The sequence below is a fragment of the Streptomyces sp. CB02980 genome (assembly GCF_014451325.2).
In the GTDB taxonomy this organism is placed as follows: domain Bacteria; phylum Actinomycetota; class Actinomycetes; order Streptomycetales; family Streptomycetaceae; genus Streptomyces.
Genome location: NZ_JACSCH020000002.1, coordinates 104,317 through 123,675, shown reverse-complemented (window position 1 = coordinate 123,675; position 19,359 = coordinate 104,317). Strand labels below are relative to the sequence as shown.

The 19,359-nt window shown below is 72.0% G+C and carries 14 protein-coding genes; 4 read left to right on the top strand and 10 right to left on the bottom strand.

Annotated elements, in window-relative coordinates; translation table 11 throughout:
* Positions 1-20 precede the first annotated feature (20 nt).
* Positions 21-1,319: an amidohydrolase family protein gene (locus E0F75_RS04250; protein ID WP_187621109.1), complete on the bottom strand. Its 1,299-nt coding sequence runs from the start codon at positions 1,317-1,319 to the stop codon at positions 21-23.
* A 204-nt stretch (positions 1,320-1,523) separates the two neighbouring features.
* Positions 1,524-2,153 carry a GntR family transcriptional regulator gene (locus E0F75_RS04245; RefSeq protein ID WP_187621568.1) on the bottom strand — a complete coding sequence of 210 codons (630 nt, stop codon included), beginning with the start codon at positions 2,151-2,153 and terminating at the stop codon, positions 1,524-1,526.
* A 342-nt stretch (positions 2,154-2,495) separates the two neighbouring features.
* Here E0F75_RS04245 and E0F75_RS04240 point away from each other — a divergent pair, with 342 nt between their 5' ends.
* Positions 2,496-4,229: a BCCT family transporter gene (locus E0F75_RS04240; protein ID WP_374115367.1), complete on the top strand. Its 1,734-nt coding sequence runs from the start codon at positions 2,496-2,498 to the stop codon at positions 4,227-4,229.
* Positions 4,230-4,334: 105 nt separating this feature from the next.
* On the opposite strand, the gene E0F75_RS04235 is transcribed toward E0F75_RS04240, so the two are convergent.
* The 3 genes from E0F75_RS04235 to E0F75_RS04225 form a co-directional block, all read right to left on the bottom strand.
* Positions 4,335-5,624 carry a sugar ABC transporter permease gene (locus tag E0F75_RS04235; protein WP_187621108.1) on the bottom strand — a complete coding sequence of 430 codons (1,290 nt, stop codon included), beginning with the start codon at positions 5,622-5,624 and terminating at the stop codon, positions 4,335-4,337.
* Positions 5,621-6,406 (bottom strand): ATP-binding cassette domain-containing protein, encoded by a 786-nt coding sequence (locus tag E0F75_RS04230; protein ID WP_187621107.1) that lies wholly within the window; start codon positions 6,404-6,406, stop codon positions 5,621-5,623. Before E0F75_RS04230 ends, E0F75_RS04235 begins: the two co-directional genes overlap by 4 nt.
* Positions 6,407-6,517: 111 nt before the next feature.
* Complete coding sequence (locus tag E0F75_RS04225) at positions 6,518-7,606, bottom strand: substrate-binding domain-containing protein (RefSeq protein WP_187621106.1); 1,089 nt, start codon at positions 7,604-7,606, stop codon at positions 6,518-6,520.
* Between the two features lie 275 nt (positions 7,607-7,881).
* On the opposite strand from E0F75_RS04225, the gene E0F75_RS04220 reads away from it, so the two are divergent.
* On the top strand, positions 7,882-8,646 hold the full coding sequence (locus E0F75_RS04220) for an ankyrin repeat domain-containing protein (RefSeq protein ID WP_187621105.1): 765 nt from the start codon (positions 7,882-7,884) through the stop codon (positions 8,644-8,646).
* 51 nt (positions 8,647-8,697) lie between these two features.
* On the opposite strand, the gene E0F75_RS04215 is transcribed toward E0F75_RS04220, so the two are convergent.
* The 5 genes from E0F75_RS04215 to E0F75_RS04195 all read right to left on the bottom strand — a co-directional run bounded on the left by E0F75_RS04215 (position 8,698) and on the right by E0F75_RS04195 (position 17,602).
* Positions 8,698-12,777 (bottom strand): bifunctional nitrate reductase/sulfite reductase flavoprotein subunit alpha, encoded by a 4,080-nt coding sequence (locus E0F75_RS04215; RefSeq protein WP_194480167.1) that lies wholly within the window; start codon positions 12,775-12,777, stop codon positions 8,698-8,700.
* Between the two features lie 341 nt (positions 12,778-13,118).
* Positions 13,119-13,883, bottom strand: a complete 765-nt coding sequence (locus tag E0F75_RS04210; protein ID WP_187621103.1) for a hypothetical protein — start codon at positions 13,881-13,883, stop codon at positions 13,119-13,121.
* A 166-nt stretch (positions 13,884-14,049) separates the two neighbouring features.
* Positions 14,050-15,300: a serine hydrolase gene (locus E0F75_RS04205; RefSeq protein ID WP_187621102.1), complete on the bottom strand. Its 1,251-nt coding sequence runs from the start codon at positions 15,298-15,300 to the stop codon at positions 14,050-14,052.
* Between the two features lie 144 nt (positions 15,301-15,444).
* Complete coding sequence (locus E0F75_RS04200; RefSeq protein ID WP_187621101.1) at positions 15,445-16,326, bottom strand: DUF4436 domain-containing protein; 882 nt, start codon at positions 16,324-16,326, stop codon at positions 15,445-15,447.
* Between the two features lie 91 nt (positions 16,327-16,417).
* Positions 16,418-17,602, bottom strand: a complete 1,185-nt coding sequence (locus tag E0F75_RS04195; RefSeq protein ID WP_187621100.1) for an agmatine/peptidylarginine deiminase — start codon at positions 17,600-17,602, stop codon at positions 16,418-16,420.
* A 384-nt stretch (positions 17,603-17,986) separates the two neighbouring features.
* On the opposite strand from E0F75_RS04195, the gene E0F75_RS04190 reads away from it, so the two are divergent.
* Both E0F75_RS04190 and E0F75_RS04185 read left to right on the top strand, forming a co-directional pair.
* Positions 17,987-18,568 carry a TetR/AcrR family transcriptional regulator gene (locus E0F75_RS04190; RefSeq protein WP_187621099.1) on the top strand — a complete coding sequence of 194 codons (582 nt, stop codon included), beginning with the start codon at positions 17,987-17,989 and terminating at the stop codon, positions 18,566-18,568.
* Between the two features lie 271 nt (positions 18,569-18,839).
* Positions 18,840-19,328: a DUF1269 domain-containing protein gene (locus E0F75_RS04185; protein ID WP_187621098.1), complete on the top strand. Its 489-nt coding sequence runs from the start codon at positions 18,840-18,842 to the stop codon at positions 19,326-19,328.
* Positions 19,329-19,359: the final 31 nt, after the last annotated feature.

The following is a 19,359-nucleotide window of genomic DNA, read 5'->3' as shown; positions in this document are numbered from 1 at the left end:
GGGGAAGGCCTCGGGCCGTCTCAGGCCGCCATGACTCCCGCTCGTACCACTGCCACCGGCCGCTTCAGCACCGTCAGGTCCGTCAGCGGGTCGCCCGACAGCAGGAGGGCGTCGCCCGTGTACCCGCGGGTGAGGCGGCCCGCCGTGCGGGTGAGGCCCAGGAGACGGGCCGCGCCCGTCGTCGCCGTGCGGATCGCGTCGAGGGGGGAGAGTCCCGCGGAGTGCATCAGTTCGACCTCACCGCCGATCGGGTCCACCACCCCGCCCGACGAGTCGGTGCCCGCGGCCAGCGGGACCCCGAGTTCGTGCGCGGCGAGGACCGCGCGCTTCAGGATCGGGAGGTACGTGCGTCCGCGCTCGGCGAGGATCGGGTCCGAGGACTCCGCAAGGCCGGCGATGGCGGTGAGGGTGGGCGTGAAGTACGTTCCCCGGCGCCGCATCTCGTGCAGCGTGCGCTCACCGACGAACGCGCCGTGCTCCAGGGAGCGGATGCCCGCCGTGACGGCGTCGTGGCAGCCCTGCTCGCTGTAGCTGTGGCAGAGGACGCCCTTGCCTCGCCGCCCGGCCGCCGCCACGATCGCGGCGAGCTGTTCGCGTGAGTAGACCTGCGCCAGCGGGTCCTGTTCCGGGAGCCCGGCGCGTTCGTTGACCCGGGTCTTGATCACGTCCGCGCCACGGGCGAGGTTCACCTCCACCACACGCCGCAGCCCCTCCGCCGAACGCACCCCGTCCTTGAGGCGGGCGAGCGGGGTCAGGTCGGGGTCGGCGAGCACGGTGTCGCCGAGGTTCGGGGTGACGAACACACCGGCGGCCTTCAGCCGGGGCGCGAGCGCGGGGCTGTGCCGGGCGAGTTCGCGGACGGCGATGTCCTGGTAGAAGGAGGTCGATCCGCTGCGCGCGCTCGTCGCGCCCTTGCGCACGGCGTCGCGCGCCTCGGCGGCGGTACTGAGGTGGATGTGCGCGTCGACCAGGCCCGGCAGGATCCAGCGGCCGTGTGCGTCGAGCACCTCGACGCCCTGCGGCACGGCGACGGCGCCCCGGCGGCCGGCGGCCCGGACGGTGCCGTCCGCGATGACGACGACGGCGTTCTCGGTGACCTCGCCGGTGGCCGGGTCCAGGAGGGTGCCGCCCTGGATCACGAGGTGTCCCACGCGCGCGGTGGTGCCGGGGGCACGGCGACCGGAGGAGGCGGCGCGGTCGCCGACGGCGGCGGTCGCCCCGCCCGCCGCGGCCATGGTGCCGGCGAGAGCGGCCGCTCCGGCGAGGATGCCGCGGCGGGTCAGCCTGCTGGAAGGCGGTGGGGTGGCTTCGACGCACATGGGTGCTCCTTGGGGGAGTGGGCCGACGGCTTCCCCGTTTTGTATACCAAGCGCAAGGTGGCAGACAAGAGCGATGATCCAGGGAATCGGAAACACCCGTTCCGGGACGGTTATGACCCGGTTGAGGCCGACGTCGTCGCATTCGAGGGTGCGTGATCGGTCATCTTGGTATACGAATGGTGCGACGCCCGGCCACCCTCATCCTCAGGCCTCGCCGAAGAGAGACCGCAGCGCCACCGCCCGGCTGTCCCGCACGTGCAGCAGCGTGCTCGCCGCGGCCGCCTCCGCGTCCCCCATGGCGATGTGCCGGTACATTTCGGCGTGCTGGGCCCGCATGTGCGCGGGCTCCTCGCGCAGGCCGAACACGAGCCGCAACTGCCAGCTCAGCTGCTCCATCGTGCGGGCAAGCAGCGGGTTGCCCGCCATGGCCACCATGCTCTCGTGGAACGCCGTGTGGGCGGCCACCTCGCGTGTCGCCTCGTCCGCGGCGGCCGCGGACTCCGCCTGGTGCAGCGCCGCTTCGAGGGTGGCGAGTCCCTCGGTGTCGCCCGCCGCGCGCGCCCGCGCCGCGAGCCGGGATGCCTGGATCGTGAGCGGCTCCCACACCTCGTACAGGTGCTCCACGTCGGCGCGTTCCAGGCGCCGGACGCGTACACCGCTGTGCGGAAGCAGCTCCAGCAGGCCCTCGGTGACCAGGGCGCGCAGTGCCTCGCGCACCGGCACGCGCGACATCCCGAGCTCCTCCGCGACCTCGCGCTCGACGAGGCGGGCGCCCTGGGCGTACCGCCGGTCCACGATCCGTTCAAGGACCGCCTCACGCGCGCGCGTGCTCAGCGGGGGCGAGGCAGGGGCAGGGGCTGGGGCCGAGGTGGCGGCGGGGGTGGGGGCTGAGCCCGTTCCCGGTCCGGTGCTCGTGCTCGCGGTCCCGTCGCCCGTGGCCGTCGAGTCGGTCCGTCGTCCGTCCGTCACTCGCCCCGACCTCTTCCCTGCTCCGCCGTGCTGTCCGTCCCCCGTTCGGGGTGCCCGGGGCGAGGATACGTCGGCCCGCCGACGGCCACCGGTCAAGCCGTCGGGGTCTGTTGGTCCACACTCTTCGGCCCCGGCTGTGGTAATGCCTTACAGAGACATCGTCAGGTTTGTGTTGAAATACCGCTTTGCCGGTGAAAGGTGCCATCTGTGTCGCAGGAAGATCAGGGGCCGGACGGTCGCCGAACAGGCGCCGAACGGGGCGGGCGGGAAGGGCTGCCGGTGACGGCGGACCTTCCGGGCCGCCCCGACCACCACCATCGCGCCCGTACCGACCGGATCGTGTTCGGTGTCACCGCCGTCCTCACCGTGGCGTTCGTCGTCTGGGGCGCCACGGCCACGGACAGCCTGGAGAACGCGTCGAGCGACCTCCTCGACGGGCTCATCCGCAACGGCGGCTGGGCGTTCATGCTGGCCGCGTCCGGCTTCGTCGTCTTCGCGCTCTGGCTGGCCATCAGCCGCTACGGCCGGATCACGCTGGGCCAGGAGAGCGAGGGCCCGGAGTTCCGGACGGTGTCATGGATCGCCATGATGTTCAGCGCCGGTATGGGGATCGGCCTGATGTTCTACGGGGTGAGCGAGCCGCTCGCCCACTACGGCACCCCGCCGCCCGGCACCCACCCCGTGGACTCGGCCGAGCGCATGCAGACCGCCATGGCCACCACGCTCTTCCACTGGACGCTTCACCCGTGGGCGATCTACGCGGTCGTCGGTCTCGCCATCGCGTACTCCACGTTCCGGCGGCGCCGCCGGCAGACCATCAGCGCCGTGTTCGTCCCGCTGATCGGTGAGAAGGCGGCGTACGGCGGGCCCGGGCGGGTCATCGACATCCTGGCCATCTTCGCCACGCTGTTCGGCTCCGCCGCCTCGCTCGGTCTGGGCGCGCTCCAGATCGGCAGCGGCTTCGAGGAGCTGGGCTGGATGGAGAAGACCGGCACCGGGCTGCTCGTCGCCATCATCGCCGTACTGACCGTGGCCTTCGTCTTCTCCGCCGTGTCCGGTGTGGAGAAGGGCATCCAGTGGCTCTCCAACATCAACATGGTGCTCGCCGGGGTGCTCGCCCTGTTCGTGTTCATCGCGGGCCCCACCATCATCGTGCTCGATCTGCTGCCCACCTCGATCGCCGCCTACATCGACGACCTGCCGCAGCTCGCCGGCCGCACGGAGGCGACCAGCGGTGCGGAGATCCATGACTGGCTGGGCAGTTGGACCGTCTTCTACTGGGCCTGGTGGATCTCCTGGACGCCCTTCGTCGGCATGTTCATCGCCCGGATCAGCCGGGGCCGCACCATCCGCCAGTTCGTCGGCGGCGTCATCCTGGTGCCCAGCACCGTCAGCCTGGTGTGGTTCGCCGTCTTCGGCGGCACGGCGATGAAGCTCAGGGAACAGGGCGATCTGGCGGGCGAGTCGACCCCGGAGGGGCAACTCTTCGGTGTGCTCCAGGAGTTCCCGCTCACCGGCACCATGAGCCTGCTCGTGATGGTCCTCGTCGGGATCTTCTTCGTGTCGGGCGCGGACGCCGCCTCGATCGTCATGGGCACGCTCTCCCAGCGCGGCGCCTTCGAACCCACCCGCCCCGTCGTGGTGTTCTGGGGCGTCGTGACCGGCGCGGTCGCCGCCATCATGCTCCTCATCGGCGACGGCCAGGGCGACGCCCTCGCGGGCCTGCAGAACCTCACGATCCTGGTGGCGGCACCGTTCGTCCTGGTGATGATCGGCATGTGCGTGGCCCTGATGCGGGACCTCCGCAAGGACCCGCTGATCGTCCGCGGCGAGGTGGGCGTGGAGGTCGTCGAACTCGCCGTGATCGCCGGCCACGAGCAGTACGACGGCGACTTCGAGCTGAGGATCGGCCCCGGCACCCAGGACACCGACGGGCCCTGAATCACGCGCGGACCGGCCCCACGCGGACCGGCCCCACGCGGACCGGCCCCACGCGGACCGGCCCCACGCGCACCGGCCCCACGCGAGCCGGCCACACCCGACCGGTCACGCCCTGCCCGCCGCCTTCTGGGTGCGGCGGGACAGGGAGTCCACGACCACGGCGGCCAGCAGGACCGAACCCGTGATCATGAACTGGACGGCGTTGCTCACGCCCATGATGTTCATGCCCGACTGGATGGAGCCGATCACCAGCGCACCGAGCAGCGCCGACCAGACGGTGCCGCGGCCGCCGAAGAGGCTCGTACCGCCGATGACGGCCGCGGCGATCACGTTCATCAGGAGGTTGCCGCCGCCGGAGGTCTGGCTCGCGGACTGGATCTGCCCGGCGAGGAAGATGCCGCCGACCGCCGCCATGGTCCCGGCGATCGAGAAGACGGACATCCGGACGAACGGCACGCTGATGCCCGCCCTGCGCGCGCCCTCGATGTTGCCGCCCACCGCGAAGATCCGGCGGCCGTACGTGGTGCGCCGGAGCACGAAGTCCAGCAGCACCAGCACGATCAGGAAGATCAGCAGGGCCAGCGGCAGACCCTGGTACTGGTTGAGGATGTACGCCGTGGCGAACGCGAGGGCCGCGATCACGACGGTCCGCAGGACGATCTCGGCGATCGGACGGAACGGCACCCGGGCCCTCCGGCGGCGCCCGGCGTCCAGGAGCGAGGCCGTCAGGAACAGCCCGACTCCGACGGCGGCCGTCACATAGGCGGCCGCCGGGCTGTGGTAGATCGTCGAGTACAGCTTGGACACGATGCTCTCGCTCGGGATGTTGACCGTGCCGCTGCTGCCGAGCACCTGGAGCATGAGTCCGTTCCAGGCGAGGTTTCCCGCCAGGGTCACCACGAACGCCGGTACGCCGACTTTCGCAAAGAAGAACCCCTGGATGAGCCCGACGGCGGCGCCGCCCGCGATGGCGACGAGCAGCGCGAGCCACTCGTTCATGCCGTTCAGGACGTTGAGCACGGCGAAGATCGCGGCGCACAGACCGCTGACCGAGCCGACGGAGAGGTCGATCTCGCCGAGCAGCAGGACGAAGACGATCCCGACCGCGATCATGCCCGTGCCGACGATCTGCTGGCTGAGGTCGGACAGGTTCTGGGCCGAGAGGAACGTGCTGTTCAGGCTGCCGAAGACCGTCCAGATGATGATCACGGCGAGCACGACGGGCAGCGAACCCAGTTCGCCGCTGCGCATCTTGCGCCGGAACTCGCCGAGGTACCCCTTGATGCCCTCCTCGCGGACGAGGAGACGGGTGTCGACGGCGGGCACGGCACCCGGTGCCGGTTCCTGGCCGGCGTCGTCGGCGCCGGAGGGGCCGCGGCCTCGGTCGCGTCTCATCGCTCCTCCTCCTGCTCCCGCTTACGGGCCTGGCGGCGGGTGACCGCGCTGTCGGTGGCCCCCGTGATCGCGGAGATGATCTCCTCGGTGGTCGTCGAGCGCTTGTCGAAGAAGCCGTTGTTCCGGCCGAGGCGCATCACCGCGATCCGGTCGGCGACCGCCATCACGTCCACCATGTTGTGGCTGATCAGGATGGTGCCGAGGCCCTGCTCGCGGAGCCGCTCGACCAGGTCGAGGACCTCGGCCGTCTGCTCCACGCCCAGGGCGGCGGTGGGCTCGTCCAGGATGACGACCTTCGGCGCGCCGATCAGCGAGCGGGCGATCGCCACCGTCTGGCGCTGACCGCCGGAGAGGGAGGCGACGGGGATGCGGACACTCGGGATGCGGATGGACAGGGTGTCGAGCAGCTCGCGCGCACGCTGGTCCATGCGGACCTCGTCGAGCACGCCGAAGCGCCGCAGCTCCCGGCCGAGGAACAGGTTGGCGACCACGTCGAGGTTGTCGCACAGCGCCAGGTCCTGGTAGACGGTGGCGATTCCGAGGTTCTGGGCGTCGTGCGGCCGGTTGATGCTGACCGGCTTCCCCTCCCAGGTGATGACGCCCTCGTCGGGCGGGTTCACCCCGGCGATCGACTTGACGGCGGTCGACTTGCCGGCGCCGTTGTCGCCGACCAGCGCGACCACCTCACCGGGGTGCACGTCCAGGTCGAAGTCCTTCAGCGCCTGGACCGCGCCGAACCGCTTGGAGATCCCCCGCAGTGAGAGCACGGGTGGCTCCGGCAAAGGAACCGCCTCCTCCGCTCGCCCGCTCGCGCGGGACCGGGCCCCGCCGGGACGCAGTCGCCCGGGCGGGACGTCCCGGGCCGAAGCGCCCGGGACGGAAACGCCGTACCGCTACTGGAGGCCGGCCTCCTTGCAGGCAGCGGCGTACGTCGGCGTGCAGATCTCCTGAACCGTGTACAGGCCGTCCTTCACGACGGTGTCCTTGATGTTGGTCTTGTCGACCACGACCGGCGTGAGCAGGTTGGCCGGGACCTTCTGGCCACTGCCGCTGGTGACGGTGGTGGGTACCAGATCGGACGGCAGCGGCTTGCCCTCGGCGAAGTCGACCGCCATCGTGGCCGCGATGTCGGCCTCCGGCTTGTACGGCTTCATGACGGTGATCGTCTGGGTGCCGAGCAGGATCCGCTGGATCGCGTCGAGCTGGGCGTCCTGGCCGGTCAGCGGCACGTTGATGCCCGCCGACTTCAGCGCGGTGGCGATACCGGCCGCCAGTCCGTCGTTGGCCGAGTAGACACCGACGATGTTGTCCTTGCCCAGGGCGCTGATCGCGCCGGACATCTGCTGGTTGGCGTTGTTCGGGTCCCAGTTCGGCGTGTCGTACTCCTTGCCGATCTTGACCTTGCCGTCCAGGACCGAGTGCGCGCCGGCCTTGAACTCCGCCGCGTTCGGGTCGGTCGGCGACCCGTTGTGCATCACGATCTGGCCGCTCGCGGCCTTGTCGCCGAGCGCGTCCAGGAGGGCCTTGCCCTGCAGCTCACCCACCTTGCGGTTGTCGTACGAGACGTACGAGTCGACCGGGCCCTGCGCGAGGCGGTCGTACGCGACGACCTTCACGCCCGCGTCATGGGCCTTCTGCACGGAGGACTGGATCGACTTGGCGTCCACGGCGTCCAGGATCAGGACCTTGTCGCCCTTGGCGAGCGCGGTGTTCACCTGTTGCTGCTGGGTGGTGGCGCTCTCGGCGGCGTTGTAGTAGTCGATCTGGGCGTCGGGCGCCAGTTCCCTGATCTTGGCCTCGATGTACGGCCGGTCGAACTTCTCGTACCGCGTGGTCTTGCTCTCCGGCAGCAGCAGGCCGATCCTCACGTCCTGCCGTGCCGACTCCGCGCCCGGCTGGACGGCCCCGCTGGTCGCCACGGCGCCCAGGCAGAGGGCGGTGGCTCCGGCCAGGGCTATCGCGCCCCGCAATGTACGGGTCATGGGAGGCTCCTTCCGTACTCCGCCTTCCCGCCGCCTGATGAGTGCGGGACGCAGGAGGCACATGTCGCCTATACATCGACATTAGCGTCAAGCTGGGGACCGGCAAGCGGGTGAACCGGCTCCGGCCGGACCCCCGTACCACCCCGGGCACGGGACCGCAGGTCGGGCCGGTGCGCGCCGCCTCCGGACGCGGACGTGCAGGTCGGGGCCGGTCCGTGCGCCCCGCCTCGGGCCCGGTCCGTGCGCCGCCCTCCCCGGTGCGGCACCCTGGCGGCATGCCGAATCCACGTACGCTCAGCTCCCAGGATCCGGTGGCCGTCGCCGTCACCGCGGCCATCGTCACCGGCGACCTCGACGCCCTGCGCGGGCTGCTCGCCGAGCACCCCGGCCTGGCCGGCGCCCGGGTCGTCGAGGACCGGGAGGGCTGCGGGCCCGGCGGCCGGAGCCTGCTGCACCTCGCCACCGACTGGCCAGGACACCGGCCGCGCGGCCCGGAGACCGTCGCCGTCCTGGTCGAGGCCGGGGCCGACCCGGCCGCCCGCTTCACCGGAGCCCACCGGGAGACCCCCCTGCACTGGGCGGCGAGCAACGACGACGTCCCGATGATCGACGCGCTCGTCGCCGCCGGAGCCGACATCGAGGCCGACGGAGCGGTCATCGCCGGCGGTACGCCGCTGGCCGACGCCCGCGCCTTCGGACAGTGGCGCGCGGCCCGTCGGCTGCTCGCACTCGGCGCCCGCCCCACCTTCCAGGACGCCGCGACCCTCGGCCTCCTCGACCTCGTGGAGTTCCGCCTCGCCGCCGACCCCGCCCCCTCGCCCGAGGAGATCGACCAGGCGTTCTGGGGTGCCTGCCAGGGCGGCCGGCTCGCCGTCGCCGTACGGCTCCTGGAATCCGGTGCGGACATCGACCGGATCGGCTGGGACGACCTCACCCCGCTCGACATCGCCCGCGCCGAGAAGGCGGACGAGGTCGTCGGCTGGCTGACGGACCGGGGGGCGCGGACGGCTGCGGAGCGCCGGGCGGCCGACGGCGGGTGAGCCCGTTCGTCTCCCGAACCGTGGGCCTCGGTCCACGGCTCGGTTCACCTCTCAGTACACGTCTCGCACGTACCGCTTGTCGGCGGCCAGTTGCTTGACGTACACCCCCGCCGACTCCTCGTCGAGCCCGCCGTGCGTCACGGCGATGTCGCGCAGCGCACGGTCGACGTCCTTCGCCATCCGGGCCGCGTCACCGCAGACGTAGAAGTGCGCGCCGGACTGGAGCCATGACCACAGCTGCGGCCCCTGCTCGCGCATCCGGTCCTGGACGTAGACCTTGGCGCGCTGGTCGCGGGAGAAGGCCGTGTCGAGGCGGTCGAGGGTGCCGTCGGCGAGGAGGGCAGCGAGCTCCTCCTCGTAGTAGAAGTCCGTGGCGCGGTGCTGCTCGCCGAAGAAGAGCCAGTTCGGGGCCCGGTGGCCGAGCGCCCGGCGCTCGTCGAGGAAGCCGAGGAACGGCGCCACACCCGTGCCCGGTCCCACCATCACCATCGGGGTCGAGGGGTCGGCGGGAGGCCGGAAGTGCGGGGCGCGCTGGACGTGCACGGGGACGGGGGCGCCGGGTTCGGCGTCGGCGAGGAACGGCGAGCAGACGCCCTTGCGGGGGTGCCCGCGACGGTTCTCGTAGCGGACCACGGAGACGGTCAGGGACACCTGATGGGGGTCGGTGAGCGGACTCGAGGAGATCGAGTACAGGCGCGGCCTGAGGCGGCCCAGGAGCTCGGCCCACTCCTGCGCGGAGGCGCGCACGGGGTGCTCGGCGAGGATGTCCACGGCCTGCCGGCCCCATGTCCACTGGGCGAGCCCGTCCTTGTTGTCGGGACGGAGGAGTCGCTTGAGATCGCGGTCGCCGGTCCGCTCGGTGACGAAGCCGAGGAGCGCGGGCGTGGCTCGGGTGATGTCGAGGTGGCGGTGGAGGGCCTCGCCGAAGGGCACCGGGCCCTGGCCGGGCAGGTCCACGGGGGAGTCCGCGTCGAGACCGGTGACGGCCAGCCATTCGGCCACGAGCTCCGGGCAGTTGACCGGATGGACGCCGAGCGCGTCGCCACTCTCGTAGCCGAGCGGCGCCCCGTTCTCGCTGGTGTCGAAGGTGAACCGCCGGACCTCCTTGCCCGCGCCCGGCAGGCTGAGCAGCCGGTTGCCGACGAGCCGGGCGGGGGTGGCGACCGGGCCGGAGCGACGGGCCGTGGCCGGTGCGGGAGAAGACGCGGAGACGGCCGCCGGGGCGTAGGCGGGTGCCGTGGACAGTGCCTTCGGCTCGTCGGACAGCCCGGCCAGGACCTGGTCGAGCCAGGCGAGGGCAGAGGTCTCGTAGTCCGGTTCGCAGTCGGTACGGGGTGCCAGACGGACGCCCCCGAGCTCGTCCAGGCGCTGGTCCAGACGCCGCCCGTGCCCGCAGAAGTCGCCGTACGAGGAGTCCCCGAGGGCGAGTACGGCATAGCGGCGGCCGTCGAGGCGCGGGGTGTCGGGCGCGGCCAGCGCGTCCCAGAAGCCGGAGCCGTTGTCCGGCGCGTCCCCGTCGCCGAACGTGCTGGTGATCAGCAGCAGGTCGGCGGCGGGCGGCAGCGCCGTGAGGTCGGTCTGGTCCATGCCCGCGAGCGCGGCCCGGTGCCCCGCGGACAGGAGCCGCTCGGCTGCGGCGGCCGCGAAGTCCTCGGCGTTGCCGGTCTGGGAGGCCCACAGCACGACGACCTCGCGTCCCGCCGCGCCCGCGCCACCGGCGGGAGCGGCCTGCGGCGCGCGGGAGTACAGGCCGGCCAGCACCCCGTTCACCCACTGCGCGTGATCCTCCCGGAAGGGTGCGCCGGGCGGCAGGACGGGCACCCCTGGTGCGCCCGACTCCAGACCGGCGAGGAAACCGACGAGGTACTGCCGTTCTTCGGCGGAGAGGACGGGGGGCGGGGTGGGGTCGAGGCCGAAGGCGGCCGCGGGACCGGGCGGCGGGCCGCCGCTCGGGATGACCACCTTCGGGACCACGGGGACCACGGGGACCACCGGGGCCTGCGCGGCCGACGCCGGGACCGCGGAGTTCGTCCGCGCCGGGACCGCGGCCTTCGCCAGCGCCACCGCGCAGACCTTCAGCTCGGGCTGGAAGGAGAGCGGGTCGACGGCGTCGTTGGTCACGGCGTTGACACACAGGTCAGCGCCGAAGAGGTCGTTCCAGTGGAACGGCGCGAAGCAACTCCCCGGCGCCACCCGGTCGGTGACCACGGCGGGCAGCACGGCCTTCCCGCGCCGCGAGGCGATCTCCACGGGGTCGCCCTGCGCGATGCCGAGCCGCGCGGCGTCCTCTGGGTGCAGTTCGACGAACGGCGCCGGGTTGAGCCTGTTGAGCTTGGGAACCCTTCCGGTCTTGGTGAGGGTGTGCCACTGGTGCTGCAGACGCCCGGTGTTGAGAACGAACGGATAGGTGTCGTCGGGCATTTCGGCGGGGTCGATGTGCGGCCGGGCGTGGAAGACGGCCCGGCCGCTCGCGGTCGGGAAGACGGGTCCCTTCCCTCGCCCGTCGCCGTTCCCCTCCACGTACCGGATCGGGTTCCGTGCCGGACCTCCGCTCGCGGCCGGCCACTGGACGGGGGTGCCACGCAGTCGCTCGTACGACACTCCGCTCAGGTCGTAGCCGGTCCTGGGGTTCCCGGCGCGCCTGATCTCCTCGAAGATCTCCTCGGCGCTGTCGTACGAGAACGCCTTCTCGTACCCCATCGCGCACGCGATACGGGCGATGATGCGCCAGTCGGCGAGCGCTTCTCCGGGCGGGTCGACGGCCGGCCGGGTGAGGGTGAGGCTGCGCTCGCTGTTGATCAGTACGCCCTCGGTCTCGGTCCACAGGGCGGCGGGCAGGACGACGTCCGCGTACGCGTTGGTCTCGGTGTCGGCGAACGCGTCCTGGGTGATGACGAGTTCGGCGGCGCGCAGGCCCTCGACGACGGTGCCGCGGTTGCCTACGGAGGCGACCGGGTTGGTGCAGATGATCCAGCAGGCCTTGATCTCGCCGTCCGCCATGCGCCGGAAGAGGTCGACGGTGCCCTGCCCGGAGCCGTCCTCGCGGAGCGTGCCGGGCGGGAGGTCCCAGAGTTCCTCGGTGAAGGCCCGGTCCTCGGCGACCAGGACCGAGCGCTGGCCGGGGAGCCCGGGGCCCATGTAGCCCATCTCGCGGCCGCCCATCGCGTTGGGCTGGCCGGTCAGGGAGAAGGGGCCCGAGCCGGGGCGGCAGATCGCTCCGGTCGCCAGATGCAGGTTGACCAGGGCGTTGGTGTTCCAGGTGCCGTGGGTGGACTGGTTGAGGCCCATGGTCCAGCAGCTGGTCCATTCGCCCGCCGTGCCGATCCACTCGGCGGCGGTACGGATGTCGGCCTCGGGTATCCCGGTGACACGGGCGACGGCGGCGGGCGGATAGTCGGCGAGGAACGGGGGCATCGCCTCCCAGCCCTCGGTGTGCGCGGCGACGAAACCGGGGTCGGTGTGGCCGTTCTCGTGCAGCAGGTGCAGAAGCCCGTTGAGCAGCGCGAGGTCGGTGCCGGGCTTGATCCGCAGGAAGAGGTCGGCCTTGTCGGCGGTGGCGGTGCGGCGGGGGTCGACGACGATCAGCTTCGCCCCGGCCTTGACCCGCTCCATCATGCGGAGGAACAGGATGGGGTGGCAGTCGGCCATGTTGGAGCCGATGACGAGGAAGACATCGGCCCGGTCGAGGTCGTCGTACGAGCCGGGCGGGCCGTCGGCGCCGAGGGACAGTTTGTAGCCGGTGCCCGCGCTCGCCATGCAGAGCCGCGAGTTGGACTCGATCTGGTTGGTGCCGATGAAGCCCTTGGCGAGCTTGTTGGCGAGGTACTGGGCCTCCAGGCTCATCTGGCCGGAGACGTAGAGCGCGAAGGCGTCGGGCCCGTGCTCGTCCACGATCGCGCGCAGCCGGCGGGCGGTCTCGGTGAGGGCCCGGTCGGTGTCGGCCGGGACGGGATCGCCACCGCGCTCCTCCCGTACGAGCGCGGTGGCCAGGCGTCCGGGGGCGGCGAGCAGATCGGCGGTGGTGGCGCCCTTGGTGCACAGGCGTCCCCGGTTCGCGGGGTGGTCCTTGTCGCCCGTCGCCTTGAGGACGGTACGGCGCCCGTCGGGCCCGGTGCCGATGTCGAGGAGCATGCCGCACCCCACGCCGCAGTACGAGCAGACGGTCCGCACCTGGTCGGGCGGACCGGCCGTACCGGCCCGGGGGGTCGGCGTGTCCTGTCGGGTCACCGGGGCGCCTCTCTGTGGAACCGTTCGAGCCCCGACCGTACGAAATGACCGTTACACCTGTGTCAACCCGGCGGATCTTGGTCCGTAACACCGGTCACACAGCGGCGCCGGGCGCGGTGTGAGAACCGCGGGTACGCGCGCGTGGTGCGGTGCGGTGCCGGTGCAGAGCGGGCGCCGGCGCCGAGCCGGTGCCGGGGCCGAGCCGGTGCCGGGGCCGAGCCGGACCGTCGAGCGAGGCCGCGACGTCACGAAGCGGCGGAGCCTCCGGCGACGTCGGTGGCCCGCAGCAGGCGCAGGAAGGCCTTCAGGCCGGTGATGATCTCCTCGTTGTCGGTGAGGCGGTTCACCGTCGACTCGAACTCCCGCGCCAGCGCGGCGATCCTCCGGTCGGTCTCGTCGGCCCGCTGATGCGAGGAGAGCGCGACGGCATCCACCGTACGGCGCAGCTCGGCAAGGGCCCGGTACTGCTCCTCCGCCTTGCTGTCGAGGACCGAGGCCCCGCTCTCCAGGGCGGCGACCCGCCCGGTCAGCGCCACCACGTCGTCACGCGGGAACGTCACGTCCCTGAGCAGGACGCCGAGCCTCCGCCGCAGCTGGCCGAAGTACGCCCCGGCCGGTCTGAAGAACGTACTGAGCAGGAAGAACCCTGCGAACCAGTAGCCCGCCTCGCGGCCGGTCGCCGCGGCCACGGCGAGCGCCACGCCGGCCGTCACCACGTGCCCGGCGACCGCGGCCCGCAGCATCACGCGCGCGATGCGCCGTGCCTCGGTGTCCCGCTCCTCGGAGACGACGATGCCCTTCTCCCGGCTGAGCGCGATCTCGGCGAGGACCGCGTGCGCGCGGAAGTACAGGTTCCACGGAGCGGTGAGGAGCAGCAGGAGCCAGAGCAGTCCGAGGGCACCCGCTCCCACGGCGAGCACCGTGCCGGGCGGCACCCCCACCGCGTACGCCAGAACCAGCGCGCCGACCGCGAGACCCGCAGCCACGAACACACCCACGACCTTGTTCATGCCGCCCCCTCCGAGCCCGTTCACACCCTGGCGCCATGGTCCCGCCCGGCCCCGCTCCGGGCCATGAGTACCGCTACTCAGATCGGTCGCCGTGCTCGAAGGGCCGCGGCCGTGAGGCTCCGCCGGTGGGCGGCGGAGCCTCGGTCCGGGCGGCGCGGTCCGGGGATCAGCCGATCGCGAGCGGGTCCCCCGGGGCGAGCGCGGCCGCGATCCGCTCGGCGACCACCTCGGCCTGGTTGCCGTCGGGCGTGGTCGCCGTCTTGGTCGCCGAGACCGCGATGGCGAGACGCTTGGAGGGAAGGTACGCCTGGATGGCCGCGTAACCCGAGAACGACGGGTTCTGCAGGATCCAGCCGTTGACCACGATGACGCCGAGACCGAAGTGCGCCGCCTCGGTCTGCTTCAGACAGATCGTCGCGGGACAGGTCGCCGTCCCGCCGCCGAGTCCGACCGTGCCCGGGTTGAGCAGAGTGCGGTACGAGCGGGGCGAGAGGAGCTCGCCGCTGCCGATGGCCTGCGCCGAGCGCGCCAGGTCACAGATGTCGGTGGTGATCACAGCCCCGGGCGCGGTGGTCCACGACGGGTTCCAGAACGTGGACTCCTCGTAGAGGCCGCGGTCCGAGGTGAAGGCGTGCAGGACGGGGCGCGGGATCTCGGGCGTGAAGTTGTTCTGCGTGTTCCTGAGCTCCAGCGGCCCCGTGACCTTCTCCCTCACCAGGCGGTCGATCCGTACCCCGGTGATCTTCTCGAGCGCCTCGATCAGGTAGACGTAGTTGGCGTGGGAGTAGCTCCAGCTCGTGCCCGGCTCGTACCAGAAGGAGTGGCGGAGCGGATACGCGACCAGCTGCTCGGGGGTCCACGCCCGGAAGGGGTGGGCCTCCAGTTCCTTCAGGAACTCCGGGTCGGTGACGTAGTCGTGGAGGCCCGTGGTGTTGGACGCCAGCATGCGCAGGGTGATCCGGTTCGCCTTGGGCAGGTCGGGCAGCCAGCGCTCCACGGTGTCGTCGAGCCGGACCCGCCGCTCCTCGACCAGCTTGAGGAGGGCCGTCGAGATGTGGGCGAAGGCCACGGAGCCGGCGCGGAAGTGCATGCCCGGCTCGGCCGGGACGCCGGTCATGGACTCGCCGAGCGCGTCCGTGAGGACCTCGCGCCCGTCGACCGTGACCCGCACCTGCACGGCGTTCAGCCGGAGGTCCTTCTTGGCCTTGCGGGTGATGTCCAGGACCTTGCGGGCCTTCCCGTCGAGGTGGCCCTCGGTCCGCACGCAGTCGGACCCGCCGCGGCCGCCGGGACCCCCGGCGAGCGCGGGTGCCACGGCCGTCGTCTGGACGGTGAGGGCGAGGAGGGCTGCGCAGAGCAGAGCTCTGCGGGATCGCGCACGCGTGCGCGTGCGCGGGGACAGGGGGGTGTGCGTCATGCCCCGCACTATGTCCGGGCGGGTGGGCGACCCGGTGCGAACACTCCGCAGACCGCGCGAGACCCGCCCGTGTGGGGCAGACGGCGGCGCCGTCCGGCCGCGTCACGGGACGGCCGGCACAGGCTGCCCACGTCCGGCTTCGCGTCAGGAGCCGGACGCGCCGCGCGGTGGTGGCGGGTCCTCCGCCCGTACGGCCCGGACGACCACCACGACCACGCAGAACGCGATGAGCGTCTCGGCCCAGAAGAACGCCAGGTAGTCGAGGAGGCTGCCGATGGGAGGCGCCCCCGGGGCGGTGTTCCGGAAGGCGGCCAGGGCGAACAGCGTGGCCGCCATCCAGCCGAGCGCCGGCCAGGTCAGCCCCATGCGCCGCCGCACGAGGTGCCGGCCGCCCATGAGGACGGCGACGGCGAGCGCCCACATCGCCAGCATCATGAACACGGAGAAGACGAGCACGCTGCGGGAGCGGGCCACCTCCGCCGAGAACACGGCCGCACCCTTGATCTCCGAGGTGTCGACGGCGAGGGAGAACAGGGCGTCCCGGTTGGTGAGCGTCATGTGTACGGGGACGCTCTCGCCGCCCTGTACGGCGCCGAACTCCATGTCCGTCTCGTACGCGTCGAACGGATAGTCCGTGATCGGGCCGCCGGTCAGCGTGACGGGCACGTCGACGGTCGCGATCCGGCTGTGGGCCGGGAACGTGAGGTCCCCGCGTACGGACGACGAGGTCTGGAGCGTCAGGTTCTCGGCGGGAGAGATGCCGCCCGCCTCCGCGAGCTCGCCGCGGGGAGTGACGAGGACCCGCAGGACCAGCTCCTGGCCGCCGGCGTCGACGCGCTGCACGGAGGCGTCGATGTCGATCCGGTCGGGAGCCTGGCCTCCGGCGGTGTAGCGGGTGTCCAGGTCCTGGCGCTCGCCGAACTGGAGCCAGAGCCCGCAGAGAGCGGCCGCCGCGACGGCCAGGAGTACGAGTCCCACGCTCAGCGGCCCGCCGGGGGACCGTGGTTGACGTCGCTTGACGGACACGCACGTGCTCCAGAGGGAAGAGGGAAGAGGGGAGAGGGAAGAGGGGAGGAAGGAAGAGGGCGAGGGAAGAGGTGGCGAAGGGGGCGGGCGGTCAGGCGGCGGGCTTGCCCGGCTGGTCGTGGGTCGCGCAGTGGATGCCGCCGCCACCGGACGCGATGGTGTCGATCTGCACCTGCACGACGTCCCGCTTGGGGAACTGCTCCTGGAGGATGCCCCGGGCGCGGTCGTCGGCCGCCCGGTCACCGAACCTGGGCATGAAGACCGAGCCGTTGGCGACGTAGAAGTTGGCGTACGTCGACACGAAGTCGTCGCCCTCGCCGGTGATCCGGTCGAGGTCGGGCTGCGGCAGGTCGATGATCTCGAAGCGCCGGCCCCGCGCGTCGGTCGCCTTCTCCAGGACCGAGCGGGCCTGGTCGGCCGAGCGGGACCAGGAGTCCGGGGGAGAGCCGGGGAACGCCTGGTCCAGGAGGACCACGCCGGGGGCGGTGAACCGGACGAGGCTGTCCACGTGCGCGTCGGTGATGTCCTCGCCGCGGACGCCCGCCAGCCAGACGACCTTCTCGACGCCGAGCGTCTCGATCAGCTCGTCCTCGATCTCGTCCCGGGTCTTCCCCCGGTTGCGGTTGTCGTTGACGATCGAGCTCTCGGTGACGAGGAGGGTGCCCTCGCCGTCGGTTTCGAAGGAGCCGCCCTCGGCGACGAGGGGAGCCACCTCGCGGGGGATGCCGTACTTGCGGAGCAGCAGTCGGCCCACCTGGGAGTCGTTGGTGTGCTCCTGCTTGTTGCCCCAGCCGTTGAAGTTGAAGTCCACCCCGATGAGCTCGTCGCCGTCCTCCACGAAGACCGGCACGGTGTCACGGGCCCACAGGTCGTCGACCGGCATCGCGATGACCTCGACCTCCGAGCCGCACGCGCGCTGGGCCGCGGCGACCTGGGCCGGCCGGGCCATCATGACGACGGCCTCGTACCCGGCGACGGCACGGGCGATACGGGCGATGTCCTCGCGCACGTAGGGCAGGTCGTCCCCCCAGACGGAGGCGAGCGCGGGCCACGACATGAACGTGCGGGTGTGGCTGTCCCACTCGGCGCCGAAGCGGCGCGCGCCGCCCTCGGAGGCGGGGCGGGCCGAGCCGGTCACCGGGCGGGTGGAGGCGCCGGTGGCACCGGCCGACGTGGAGTCACCGGGGCCGCAGGCCGCGGCGCCGAAGGCGAGGGCACCACTGATGCCGGCGAAGGCGCGCAGGGTCGTGCGGCGGGTGGGAGAGGGGTGGGACACGCTGTGCTCCGATCATGGGCTGGCGAGACTATCCAGCGGCGGCGGACGGATCGTGACGAAACGCGCGCGGCGCGGCGGATTCGCGGGCCTGGGCTTCACACGGGTGACCGGCGTGCGGAGACGGTCGGAGTACCCGGACGTGAGTGGGGGTGGGCCGTGGCGTCACTCTGGCACTGACTGGATTTTCAGTCAAGCGTATGCCGACCAGGGCGTGCCCGGGTCTATCCTGGCGGCGCCGCATGCGGGGCCCCGGTCGCGCAGCTCTTGGTCCCTGCGGGCTGAAAATTCGGTCAATGATGCGATCGGCCGGCGAGAGACAGTGCCTCCCCGGCCCGCGGACCACGGCCGGACGGCCGGAAGAAGGGAGCGGATAGGGTTCGGGGCATGTCGTCTCGCAGTACTCAGATCCTGGAAGCGGCCGCCCGGGTGATCGCCCGGCGCGGAGTGCGCGGCCTGCGCGTGGAGGAGCTCGCCGCGGAGGCCGGGGTCTCCACCGGCCTGATCTACTACCACTTCAAGGACCGGACCGGGATCCTGCGGCACACGCTCGAGTTCATCAACGACCGCGCCGAGCGGTACACCACGCAGCGCGACCCCGCTGAGGAGCCCCTCAGCGCCCGCGAGGAGCTCGACGAGGTCCTCCTCCTGGAACTCCAGGACACGCCGGAGGTGCGGGAGAACAGCTCGGCCTGGGGCGAGCTGCGGGCGAGTGCCGTCTTCGACCCGGTCCTGCGCGAGGACCTCGCGCGGGCGACCCTGATCTGGGTGCAGGAAGTGGCCGCGCTCCTGGGTCAGGTGCAGCCGATGGCGCCCGCGGCCACGCTCGCCGCCGCCGCGGAACGGCTCACCGCCCTCCTGGAGGGCCTGAGCATGCGCTGGCTGAGCGGCGGCATCGCGATCGACCACGCGCGCACGCTGCTGCGGGAAGCCGTCGATGTGGAGCTGGCCTCGCTGAACCGGCCGTAGGGGGATTTTCGGTCAGGCCGGGCTCGCGGCGTCTGGCTCCGCTCCCCCGAGCTCTTCGAGCAGGGGCGCCCCCGGCCGCGTCGTCGTCGGTCGGCATGCCCTCCCGTAGCCCTTCGGGCGCGGGAGGTGCCCCCACCGCCGCCGGCCGCCGGGTCGCGGGGCTGTGCGCCCTGGTGAATCCCCTACGCCCGTTGAGGGGAACACCGAGTCGCGAGGGTGGACATATCGGGACACGATGACACTTCATGGCCCCTTCTCCCAGGAGGCGGGAATGGCTGAGCTCATCGTCATCGGATACGACGACCCCCGGGTGGCCGGGCAGGCGTACGACACGGTGCAGGAGCTGCAACGCGACTACGTCGTGCATCTCAACGGACTCGCGATCGTCTCCGTCGACGCCGACGGCAGCACCCACGTCGACACCGACAGCCGCGTCGTCGGTGTCTCCGCCACCTCCGGTGCCGTGTGGGGAGCCATCTTCGGCCTGCTCTTCCTGCTCCCCGGTGTGGGACTCCTGACCGGAGCCGCCCTCGGCGGCCTCGTCGGGAAGATCAGCAAGTCCGGCGTCGACGACCGGTTCCGCCAGCAGGTGGAGGACCTCCTCAAGCCCGGTTCGGCCGCCGTCGTGATCATGGCCTCGAAGGTCACCGACGACAAGTTCACCGTGGCCATGCGGCCCCACGGCGGAACCGTCCTCAAGACCTCGCTCAGCGACGAGGACGAGAAGGAACTGGCCGAGCAGCTCGCCGGCCCCCAGTAGCCGGCCGCCCCACCGCGGTACCGCCGGAATT

Coding starts and splice junctions, on each gene's coding strand:
- E0F75_RS04215 (WP_194480167.1), bottom strand. CDS start 12,777: ATGCTCCTCGACATCGGCACCGGGCCCGACGGGCGCCGTACCGTCCTC.
- E0F75_RS04205 (WP_187621102.1), bottom strand. CDS start 15,300: ATGACGCACACCCCCCTGTCCCCGCGCACGCGCACGCGTGCGCGATCC.
- E0F75_RS04220 (WP_187621105.1), top strand. CDS start 7,882: ATGCCGAATCCACGTACGCTCAGCTCCCAGGATCCGGTGGCCGTCGCC.
- E0F75_RS04235 (WP_187621108.1), bottom strand. CDS start 5,624: ATGAGACGCGACCGAGGCCGCGGCCCCTCCGGCGCCGACGACGCCGGC.
- E0F75_RS04210 (WP_187621103.1), bottom strand. CDS start 13,883: ATGAACAAGGTCGTGGGTGTGTTCGTGGCTGCGGGTCTCGCGGTCGGC.
- E0F75_RS04185 (WP_187621098.1), top strand. CDS start 18,840: ATGGCTGAGCTCATCGTCATCGGATACGACGACCCCCGGGTGGCCGGG.
- E0F75_RS04190 (WP_187621099.1), top strand. CDS start 17,987: ATGTCGTCTCGCAGTACTCAGATCCTGGAAGCGGCCGCCCGGGTGATC.
- E0F75_RS04225 (WP_187621106.1), bottom strand. CDS start 7,606: ATGACCCGTACATTGCGGGGCGCGATAGCCCTGGCCGGAGCCACCGCC.
- E0F75_RS04250 (WP_187621109.1), bottom strand. CDS start 1,319: ATGTGCGTCGAAGCCACCCCACCGCCTTCCAGCAGGCTGACCCGCCGC.